Origin of the sequence: Pseudomonas sp. J380 (assembly GCF_009827115.1) — a bacterium.
Taxonomy (GTDB): domain Bacteria; phylum Pseudomonadota; class Gammaproteobacteria; order Pseudomonadales; family Pseudomonadaceae; genus Aquipseudomonas; species Aquipseudomonas paracarnis.
The window spans coordinates 1,501,571-1,512,333 of sequence record NZ_CP043060.1; the positions used below are offsets into that span (position 1 = coordinate 1,501,571).

A 10,763-nucleotide genomic window follows, 5' to 3' on the forward strand; every position below is an offset into this window, starting at 1 on the left:
AAAACCTGCTAAGCCTCGCGTTTGAGTTTCAGATGCCGCGCATACCATGGCCGCTGCGGCACACGTTTGAACAGCCCCTTGAGCAGCTCTTCATCGGCACCGAAGGTAATGCGCAGGGCCAGCTTCATGATCTCCGGGTCCATTTCCATCGAGCGCCCCTGTTGCAGCCCCGGCGTGGTGCTGCAGCCGTGGGTGTCCGGGCCCAGCCACGGGTCACCTATTTCCACCCAGCGACCTGGCGCAAACCAGGCTACGCCGTTGACTTCCAGTCGGCTCACCTCGCCTGGGTTGAAGCGCTCGTGGGCACGAAACCAGTCTTCGATGCGGTCATCGATCCAGCCGTGGAAATGCCAGAACACCGGGTTCACATGGGATGAAAACGGGTCGCCCAGAAAGTCGTTCTCCGGCGCATACCAACGTGCGGCAAAGTCTGCGGGGTCACGGGCGAAGGGGACCGGGGCGCCGTTGGACGGGTCGCGGGGCACCGAGGCCCAGCGCATATGCAGCCAATCGTGCAGGCCCAGCTCCATTTCCGAGCCCAGTTGGCCCAGGGTCAACTTGGCCAGGTAGCGCGGGTCGCGGTATTGGGATTCCCACACCTGGAAGTTGCTGTGGTAGGTCTCGGCCGCCTTGATATCGCTGACCCACTGGGTGTAGTCGGCGTCATCTGGCGCTGACCAACAGGGCGGCAGTGCGAAACCGTCGTGGTTGTCGAAGTAGCGCACAAAGCCCGGGCGATCCCGCTCCAACGGCGGTTGCGGCTCGGGGAATTGCGGCCAGGAGGGCAAGTCCTGCATGGAACGTGCGGTGCCGAGCATGTGGCGGTGCATGAAGAAGAAGTCGATGCCCGAACCATTGCGGTCCTTGCGCTTGCCGCGGGCGTCGCGTTCCTGACCACGGGGCCCCGGTTGCCAGCCGATGCCGCGCAGGGCCTCGCGTTTTTCTTCGGAGAGCTTGTGCCATTGGTCGCGGGTGGCGTGCCACAGTTGGTGAAACAGGCGGTGCTCGGGAGAAATCAGCCAGGCCAGCAAGGTCGGGTTGAGGCCGATGCGCTGGCGGGCTTCGGGGAACAGTTGTTTGTGGGCGATAAAACGGTTGTCGCGTTCGGTCAGCGCCAGGGGCCGCTCAAGGTCGAGGATGTGCCCGCTGAGGGTGGCGCTGCCGGCATTGCCGAAATCGGCCCAGACTTCATCCAGGGTCATCTTGAATTCATAGGCCGGCACGCCGCCGGCTGAATCGCGGTCGATCAAGCGCCAATAGAGCACGGCGCCCTCGCCCGTCAGCACATCACCCAAGACCCGGTAGCGCGGCTCGCCTTCAGCGCGCAGCTGCTCGGCGGTGTCCAGGTAACCGCGCAGGCCACGCCCACGGGGGGCGATGTCGAGCAGCAACTCCAGGCCATGCAGCGGCAGGCCCGCAAGGCCCGCATCGCGGCCTTCCAGGCGCAGGCTCCAGACGCCCCGCAGGGTGTTCGCCAGGTGCTGGCCCTGGGTGTCAGCGAGGTCGACCGTAGCTTCGCCGGGGGTGATAGGAAACTCTTCTTCCCGCGTCAACTCGCGATGGGCATAAAAGGCCGCGGGCACGGCTGCACCGGTCAGCGCCAGGCCTGCGATGAACCCACGTCGAGAGATTGTCATTGGCTACCTTAGGAAACAGCTTGATCAGAGCTAGAACGTTTGCAACCCGATGAAATTTACCGCCCTCCCCCCGCCACCTAAATTTCCCCCGTCATCGCTCGTTCTTCCCTGATAGCAAAGGCCTCAACTGACTGAGATGGCAATGACAAAATCACGTTCGAAAAAGGCGCTGTATATCGGCCTGCCGCTGGCCCTCGCTATCGGCGCCGGGGCTGGCTTGCTGGTCTGGGATCAGTGGTTCAAGGGCAACGCCGGCTACCCGCTGGAGGTGATCAAGCAGGCCAATGAAATGCAGGATCGCCTGTTGTCGTTCGACAGCCACATCACCCTGCCCCTGGATTTCGGCACGGCGGGCAACGAGGCCGACAAGGATGGCAGCGGCCAGTTCGACCTGGCCAAGGCCGCCCGCGGCCGATTGTCGGGCGCCGCGCTGACGATCTTCGGCTGGCCGGAAATCTGGAACGGCGCCAACGCCCCACACAAGCCCACCGACGGTTTTGTCGAAGAGGCCCGGCACGAGCAGGAAGTGCGCTACAAGATCATCTCCGGCATGGTGCGTGACTTTCCCAACCAGGTGGGCATTGCCTACACACCGGACGATATGCGCCGCCTGCACGGCGAAGGCAAGTTCGCGATTTTTATCAGCATGCTCAACGCCTACCCCTTGGGCAATGACCTGAACCAGCTGGACTTGTGGGCCGCACGCGGCATGCGCATGTTCGGGTTCAGCTACATCGGCAATAACGCCTGGTCCGACTCGTCGCGCCCGCTGCCGTTCTTCAATGACTCCACCGATGCCCTCGAGGGCCTGTCGCCTATCGGCCAGCAAGCGGTGCATCGCCTCAATGACCTGGGGGTGATCATCGACGTGTCGCAGATGTCGACCAAGGCCCTGCAGCAAGTCGCGCAGCTGAGCCGCACGCCGATGGTGGCGTCGCACTCGGCGCCACGGGCATCGGTGGACATCCCGCGCAACCTCAGCGACAAGGAGCTGCAACTGATCAAGAACAGCGGCGGCGTGGTGCAAGTGGTGGGTTTCCCCGCCTACCTGCGCCCCTTGAGCCAGCCGACCCAGGACAAGCTCAATACCTTGCGCGCACGCTTCGACCTGCCGCCACTGCCCAACCTGGCCATGGCCCTGATGCCCGGCGATGCAATCATTGCCGCCTGGCCCGAGCAACGCTTCGGCCAATACGCCAGCGCGCTGTACGGCATTCTCGAGGAAGAACCCAAGGCCACCCTCAAGGACCTGGGCGACGCCATCGACTACACCGTGCGCAAGATCGGCATCGATCATGTCGGTATTGCCTCGGACTTCAACGACGGCGGCGGCCTCCAGGGCTGGGAGAACGTCGGCGAGGTGCGCAACGTCACTGCCGAACTGATCCAGCGCGGCTACTCCGAAGCCGATATCGCCAAGCTGTGGGGAGGCAACTTCCTGCGGGTGTGGGACCAGGTACAAAAAGCCGCCAAGCCATTGGCCAATCGCTAACCACCACGAAGTAAGTCCATGACCGACCGCCGTACATTTCTCAAGCAGGCCGGCGTCTTTGCCGCGAGCCTGCCGCTGGGCACCGCGTTGCTGCCTCAGGCAGTAGCCGCTGTTACGAACGACCCATGGACGGGATTGAAGCAACTGTTCAACCAAGACCCCAATTACCTGCACCTTTCCAACTTTCTGGTGACCTCGCACCCCAGGCCCGTGCGCGAGGCCATCGAACGCTACCGCCAACAGATCGACCGCAACCCTGGCCTGGCCATGGACTGGGACCTGCAGGAAACCTGGAAGCGTGAGGGCCAGGTACGCGAGTGGGCCGGCCGCTACCTGAACGCCACGCCAGCGCAGATCGCCCTCACCGGCAGCACGTCCGAAGGGCTGGCGATGATCTATGGCGGGATCAAGGTGCGCGCCGACCAGGAAATCCTGACCACGGTGCATGAGCATTACGCCACCGCGTTCAGCCTGGACTTCCGGGTACGCAAGGAGCAAACCCAGGTTCGTAAGATACGCCTGTTCAAAAACCCCAATCAGGTCTCGGCCGATGAAGTGCTGGGCAACATCCAACGCAACATTCGCCCCAACACCCGCGTGCTGGGCATGACCTGGGTGCAGTCCGGCAGCGGCGTGAAACTGCCCATCGGTGAGATTGGCAAGCTGGTGGACGAACACAACCGCAACCGCGACGAGCCGGACCGCCTGCTCTATATCGTCGATGGTGTGCACGGCTTCGGCGTGGAAGACCTCGACTTCCCCGCTATGCACTGCGACTTCTTCATCGCTGGCACCCACAAGTGGATGTTCGGCCCGCGGGGCACCGGCCTGGTATGCGCCCGCGAGACCGAAAACAAATACGTCACACCGATGATTGCGACCTTCTCCGAAGACAAAAACTTCGCCACGACCATGACGCCCGGCGGCTACCACGCCTTCGAACATCGCTGGGCCGCCGACGAAGCCTTCAAGCTGCACCTGCAACTGGGCAAGGCGCCGGTGCAGGCACGTATCCATGCCCTCAACACCGAACTCAAGGACCAACTGCTGGCCCACCCGCAGATCGAACTGGTGACACCGCGCAGCCCCGACCTGTCAGCCGGATTCACTTTCTTTCGGGTCAAGAACTGGGACAGCGATGCCGTTGCGGCCTACCTGATGAAAAACCGCGTGGTGGTGGACGCGGTGGACCGTGACGTTGGCCCGGTGATTCGCACCTCGCCGGGCCTGCTTAACAACTCCGATGAGATCCAGCGCTTCATGACCCTGCTGAGCCAGCGGTTATGACCCCTTTTCCCTTTGAACGAGACGCCTCCATGATGCCATCCCGACTCAAACCGCTCACCGCATTGGCACTCACCGCCCTGTGCGGCGCCCTGCTGCCCGGCCTGGCCCAGGCCGCTGCCCCACAACCGGGCAAGGTCTTCAAAGACTGCAAGGACTGCCCGGAAATGGTGGTGCTTCCCGCCGGCACCTTCACCATGGGTACGCCGGACGACGAAGTGGGCCGCGAGCCTGACGAAGGCCCGATGCACGAGGTGACCTTCGCCAAGCCGTTCGCCATGAGCCGCTTCCATGTCACCGCCGGCGAATGGGACAGCTACGTGCGCCAGACCGGGGTCAAGATCGCCAATGGCGACGACCGCCCCGGCCGCGAATGCATCGCCAGCAAGCCGCGCTATCCCCAGGGGCCACGGCAGCCGGCGGTGTGCATGGACATGGACGACATCAAGCAGTACGTGAGCTGGCTGTCGAAGAAGACCGGGCACACGTACCAGATGGTCAGCGAAGCCCAGCGTGAATACGCCGCCCGCGCCGGCACCACCGGCCCGTTCCCCTTCCCGTTCGACGAAGGCAAGGGCTACAGCATCGCCCAGCACGCCAACACCTACGGCCCGGCGGACGGCTACAGCTATTCGTCGCCCGTGGGCAGCTACCCCCCGAATGCCTTTGGCATGTATGACATGCACGGCAATGTGTATGAGCGGGTGGCTGATTGCGAGCATCCGAACTACGTCGGCGCGCCAACTGATGGCAGCGCCTGGGTGGAGCCCAACTGCGAGGCCTACCAGATTCGCGGCAATGACTGGGGCGAGGCGCCGGTGTTTTCACGCTCGGGCAATCGCAACAACATCTACCCGCAGACGCGCGGGGACTGGATCGGCTTTCGGGTCGTGCGCGAGCTCTAATACCTTGTAGGAGCGAGCTCGCTCGCGAAAAACGTCAACGATGACGCGTGCTCTCTGAATAAACGCGGCGTCTGTGAGATTTTCGCGAGCAAGCTCGCTCCTACAGGGTTCGCGCCCGCATGTTCAGCCTTGTTTGGCCAACAGCTCCAAGCCTTCATGCAGCGCCGGGAACAGGCTGTTGTTGAAGTTGTTCCAGCGCAACTCAAGGATGGTGTCTTCGGGCGAAATCTGGGTCTTGAGCACGTCGTGGAATACCTCTCCCGAGTCGATGCCGTTATCCACGTAGTGGAATGACGCACCGGTCCAATACAACGGCTCGCACGCCTGAGTCGCTTTGGTTGCCCAGTCGGTGATCGCCTGCCCACGTGCGCCGTACAGCGCATTCCAGGTGGCGTACGCCCCACGGCGCTCGTAAGGCGACTCGAGACGGGTGATGCCCGGATGAATGTTCATGATGCGCCGCGCAAACGTCGCACCCGGGCGCACCAGTTCGTCGAGGATCACCAGCAAACCATCCAGCACCACGATGTCAGCCTTCAACTCCACTAGGGTGTCATGCAGGCGACGCTCGAAATCCTGCTTGCCGGCGACATGTTCGGCGCTGCCTCGTGGCAGGCGACGATAGGTCGACGGCACGCTGAGCAGCAGGTCGTTGACCAACGTGTCCTGCACACGCAAGTCCGCTGGGTACAGCCACTGGCGACCCGGCTGGTAGGCGAAGCCGTAGTCCGCCACCAACTGCTGGTCCCGCGGGTTGTGCTCATCGTCGTCATACACCACGCCTACGAGGTTGTAAGCCTCGCCCAGCGACGTGTCGTTGAGCGAGCCCACCAGAAACTCCAGCACCGATTTCATATAGCGCTCGTGGTCTTTATAGGCCACCGGCTGCCCCGCCTTGTCGGCGGCGGCATTTCTCAGGGACCAGACATACACCAGGTTCTTTTTCGTCATGTGTTTCGCTCTCGCTCAAAGGGCCACGCACGGCATTGATACACGTGCGCCTACAGAACAAGAACGAACCAGGCCCCGGGCAATTTATCGCTCACTGCCACCGTCCGGCACGCCGCGCTAAATAGTCACGCCACAGCTTCGTTTGTCATGGGTAAGGGTCTGTGTGCCCAGCCCCCTCTTTTCACTTTCCGGGAAGTATTTATGACCGACCCCAAGCGCGGCGCCTTCAAAGGTTTGCTCGCATTGCTCAGGCCCTTTCGCACCATCGTGACGGTCTCCGTCGCCCTTGGCATGGCGGGCGGCCTGGCCATTACCTTGCTGTTGGCGACGATTAACAATGCCCTGCATTCGGCGGGGGGGATGACTCAGGGTGTGGTGTTAACCTTCGCCGCGTTGTGCGTGGTGGCGCTGGTCAGCTCGATCATTTCCGACATCGGCACCAACTACGTCGGGCAACGGATCATTGCCGCCCTGCGCAAGGACCTGGGTGAAAAGGTGCTGTCAGCGCCCATCGGGCAGATCGAGCAATATCGCTCTCACCGCCTGATCCCGGTGCTGACCCACGACGTGGACACCATCAGCGACTTTTCCTTTGCCTTCACGCCCCTGGCCATCGCCGCCACCGTTACCCTGGGATGCCTGGGTTACCTGGCTTACCTGTCCGTGCCGATGTTCCTGATGATGGTGGTCGCAATCATCATCGGCAGCGCCGTGCAATTCATCGCGGGCGGCAAAGGCATCCAGGGCTTCGATCTGGCCCGTAGCCACGAAGATGAATTGCAGCGTTACTACAATGCGATTGCTTCGGGAGCCAAGGAACTGCGCATGCACCGTCCGCGGCGGTTTCGCATGAACACCCACCGCATCCAGGAAACCGCAGACCGCATCAGCGATATCCAGGTGCGTTCAGTCAACATCTATATCCTGGCCAAGACCTTTGGCTCGATGCTGTTCTTCGTGGTCATCGGCCTGGCCCTGGCGATGCAGGCCTACAACCCCAACCCCGACCCCACGGTGATTACCGGCTTCGTGCTGGTACTGCTGTATATGAAAGGCCCGTTGGAGCACCTGCTGGGTTACTTGCCCGTGGTTGGCAAGGCGAAGATTGCCTTCGGGCGCATCAGCGAACTGTCGGAACGTTTTTCTTCGCCCGAGCCCCACTTGTTGATGGACGACAGTGAAGCGCCGAAGCCTGTGGTCAACAGCCTTGAACTGCGCGGCGTCAGCTACAGCCCGCCAGCGGTTGAAGGCAGCCAACCGTTCCACCTGGGGCCGATCAACCTGAGCATCAAGCAAGGCGATATCGTGTTTGTCGTGGGCGAGAATGGTAGCGGCAAGACCACCCTGATCAAGCTGCTGCTGGGCCTGTATCCACCTCAGGCGGGTGAGATCCTGCTCAACGGTACAGCGGTGACCGACCCAGAGCGCGACGATTATCGCCAGTTGTTTACCACCGTGTTTTCCGACTATTACCTGTTCGATGACCTGGTACAAGGCAGCGCCACCCAGTCCCTGGACAGCGCCACCAAATACCTTGAGCGCCTGGAAATCGCGCACAAGGTCAGCGTCAAGGACGGCGTGTTCAGCACCACTGACCTGTCCACCGGCCAACGCAAGCGCCTGGCCCTGGTCAATGCCTGGCTGGAAGAGCGCCCGGTACTGGTGTTCGACGAGTGGGCCGCCGACCAGGACCCGGCCTTCCGCCGCATCTTCTACACCGAGCTGCTGCCGGACCTCAAACGCCTGGGCAAGACCATCATCGTGATCAGCCACGATGATCGTTATTTCGACATCGCCGATCATCTGGTGCGCCTGCGCGCCGGTCAGGTGGTGCATGAGATGGAGCCTGCATGAAGTACCGGAATAATTTTTTCCGGTTTTGCGAAGTAGGAACGTCTCACTAGTGGTAATGAGAACTAACCTCAATAAACACTTAGAATTGCCCACTTAAAACATAGAAGAGAAAGCATCCATGCCAGCACGACTCGGTCTCAGCCCCCTGAGCAAAGCGCTATCCATGCGCCGGGCCCTGAACATCAACCTCTTGCCCAGTGCCTTGGCGTTGGCTGTGTCGATGCCGATTGCAGGCTATGTGCAGGCCCAGGAGATCGAGTTGAATATTCCTGCGCAGTCGCTGGGGAGCGCACTGCAGGAATTTGGCCGCCAGACCAATGTGCAAGTGCTCTACAGCCCGGGCGATGTGCAGGGCAAGAACAGCCCCGCCGTCAAGGGCAAGATGCAGCCGCAGCAGGCCATAGCTGCATTGCTGGCCGGTAGCCAGACTACCTATAACCTCAATGGCAATACCTTGACCGTCACTGCTGCTGGTAGCGGTGGCGGGCTGGAGCTGAGCCCGACGCAAGTGACTGGCAACTACTTGGGCAACGTCACCGAAGGTTCTGGTTCCTACACGCCTGGCACAATTGCCACGGCTACACGTTTGACGTTGACCCCACGGCAAACTCCGCAGTCGATCACTGTGGTGACTCGCCAGCACATCGAGGATTTTGGCCTCAACAACATGGATGACGTGATGCGCCATACTCCGGGCATCACCGTTTCCGCCTACGACTCCGACCGCACCAACTACTATTCCCGTGGTTTTTCGGTCAATAGTTTCCAGTACGACGGTATTCCATCGACTGTGCGTAACGTCGGCTATTCGGCGGGCAACACCCTGAGCGACATGGCGATCTACGACCGTGTTGAAGTCCTCAAGGGCGCTACCGGCCTGCTCAACGGTGCCGGTTCCCTGGGTGCGACCATCAACTTGATCCGCAAGAAGCCAACCGCGCAATTCAAGGGCCATGTGCAATTGGGGGCGGGTTCCTGGGACAACTACCGCAGCGAAGTGGATGTCAGTGGCCCCTTGACCGACAGCGGCAATATCCGTGGCCGTGCGGTGGCTGCGTATCAGGACAAGAAGTCCTTTATGGACCACTACTCGCGCAAGACCGAAACCTACTACGGCATCACCGAGTTCGACCTGTCTCCCGATACCATGCTGACGGTGGGCTTCGATTACCAGGACAACATTCCACAGGGTTCCAGTTGGTCCGGCTCCTTCCCGCTGGTCAACTCCAATGGCAGCATCAACAAAATGCCGCGCTCCTACAACAACGGCACCACCTGGAGCTCGTGGGAGCAAAACACGCGTACCGCCTTTGCCATGCTCGAGCATGACCTGGGCGACGGCTGGGTGACCAAATTCCAGCTCGACCACAAGATCAACGGTTACCACGCCGATCTGGGTTCGATCCAATTCGTCCAGCCGGCAGCCGATGGCACCGCTGAGATCAACGGGCAGAAATACACCGGCGAGACCAAGAGCACCTCGGCCGACCTCTACGCCACCGGCCCTTTCAGCCTGTTTGGCCGCGAGCATGAACTGGTGGTGGGCGGCTCGATCGGCACCTCACGCTGGCAAGGCAAGGGGTACTGGTCGCCGGAATGGCCTGGCGGTAACAAGGTCGATTTCTATAACTGGAACGGCCATATCGCCAAGCCTATTTACGGCCCTGCCCAACAGCACATCGACGACACTATCCGTCAAACCGGGTATTACCTGACCGCGCGTTTCAACGTGATTGACGACCTGAACGTGATCCTGGGTGGGCGCGTGGCCAACTATCACGTGACTGGCAACAACCCTTCCTACAAGGAAACCGGGCGGTTCATTCCTTACGCCGGTGTGATCTACGACCTCAACGACAACTTCTCGGTATACGCCAGCTACACCGATATTTTCCAACCTCAGGAAAGCACCTATAAGGACCGTAACGAGAAGCTGCTGGAGCCAGACGAAGGGCAGAACTACGAGTTGGGCCTGAAAGGCGAGTTTTTCGATGGCCGCCTCAACACCAGCATCGCTTACTTCGAAGTGCATGAGACTAATCGCCCCATCTCGGATGACGCCTACAACAACCAGACACCTGCCCCGAACAACTGGGCGTTCAAGAGCTCCAAGGCCGTCACCAAAGGCTACGAAGCGGAAATTTCCGGTGAGTTGAGCCCAGGCTGGCAACTTCAAGGTGGCTACACCCACAAGATCGTACGAGACGAAGACGACAAGAAACTCTCCACCTTCGAACCCGAGCATCAGGTCAATCTGAACACCACCTACAAACTCAAGGGCGACCTGGACAAGTTCACCATCGGTGGCGGTGTACGCTGGCAGACCAAAGGTTGGAACGAGATCTGGAACGGGCCACTTGAGAAAAACCAGGACATCACCCAGGAGTCCTACTGGTTGGTGGATTTGATGACCCGCTACCAGGTCACCAAGAACCTGTCGGCTACCGTCAACTTCAACAACATCTTCGACAAGTCTTACTACACCAACGTGGGCTTCTATAACTCGGCCGCCTACGGTGAGCCACGTAATGTGATGGTCAGCACGCGCTGGGACTTCTGATTCCACGCGTCGATCGATCAAACGCCCGGTGAGCACCCCATGCTCACCGGGCTTTTTTTTGGGCGTGCAGAGATACTGGC

The 10,763-nt window shown here is 60.9% G+C and carries 7 protein-coding genes; 5 read left to right on the forward strand and 2 right to left on the reverse strand.

Annotated features, from left to right (window positions below):
* Positions 1-8: 8 nt before the first annotated feature.
* A complete protein-coding gene (locus FXO12_RS06740) occupies positions 9-1,637 on the reverse strand; it encodes a hypothetical protein (RefSeq protein WP_054897061.1) in 1,629 nt (542 codons plus the stop codon).
* Positions 1,638-1,779: 142 nt separating this feature from the next.
* On the opposite strand from FXO12_RS06740, the gene pvdM reads away from it, so the two are divergent.
* Genes pvdM through FXO12_RS06755 form a run of 3 tightly spaced genes read left to right on the forward strand, consistent with a single transcriptional unit; the run spans position 1,780 to position 5,318 of the window.
* Complete coding sequence (gene pvdM, locus FXO12_RS06745) at positions 1,780-3,129, forward strand: pyoverdine-tailoring dipeptidase-like protein PvdM (RefSeq protein ID WP_057977134.1); 1,350 nt, start codon at positions 1,780-1,782, stop codon at positions 3,127-3,129.
* A gap of 18 nt (positions 3,130-3,147) precedes the next feature.
* A complete protein-coding gene (locus tag FXO12_RS06750; RefSeq protein ID WP_057977132.1) occupies positions 3,148-4,416 on the forward strand; it encodes an aminotransferase class V-fold PLP-dependent enzyme in 1,269 nt (422 codons plus the stop codon).
* Between the two features lie 29 nt (positions 4,417-4,445).
* Complete coding sequence (locus FXO12_RS06755; protein ID WP_034127738.1) at positions 4,446-5,318, forward strand: formylglycine-generating enzyme family protein; 873 nt, start codon at positions 4,446-4,448, stop codon at positions 5,316-5,318.
* A gap of 123 nt (positions 5,319-5,441) precedes the next feature.
* Here the strand turns inward: FXO12_RS06755 and FXO12_RS06760 are convergent, their stop codons facing one another.
* Positions 5,442-6,269 carry a formyltransferase family protein gene (locus tag FXO12_RS06760; RefSeq protein ID WP_160049596.1) on the reverse strand — a complete coding sequence of 276 codons (828 nt, stop codon included), beginning with the start codon at positions 6,267-6,269 and terminating at the stop codon, positions 5,442-5,444.
* Positions 6,270-6,470: 201 nt separating this feature from the next.
* On the opposite strand from FXO12_RS06760, the gene FXO12_RS06765 reads away from it, so the two are divergent.
* Together FXO12_RS06765 and FXO12_RS06770 are read left to right on the forward strand one after the other, a co-directional pair.
* Positions 6,471-8,123 (forward strand): cyclic peptide export ABC transporter, encoded by a 1,653-nt coding sequence (locus FXO12_RS06765; RefSeq protein ID WP_034127740.1) that lies wholly within the window; start codon positions 6,471-6,473, stop codon positions 8,121-8,123.
* 118 nt (positions 8,124-8,241) lie between these two features.
* Complete coding sequence (locus FXO12_RS06770; RefSeq protein WP_082631555.1) at positions 8,242-10,683, forward strand: TonB-dependent siderophore receptor; 2,442 nt, start codon at positions 8,242-8,244, stop codon at positions 10,681-10,683.
* The last annotated feature ends 80 nt before the right edge of the window (positions 10,684-10,763 follow it).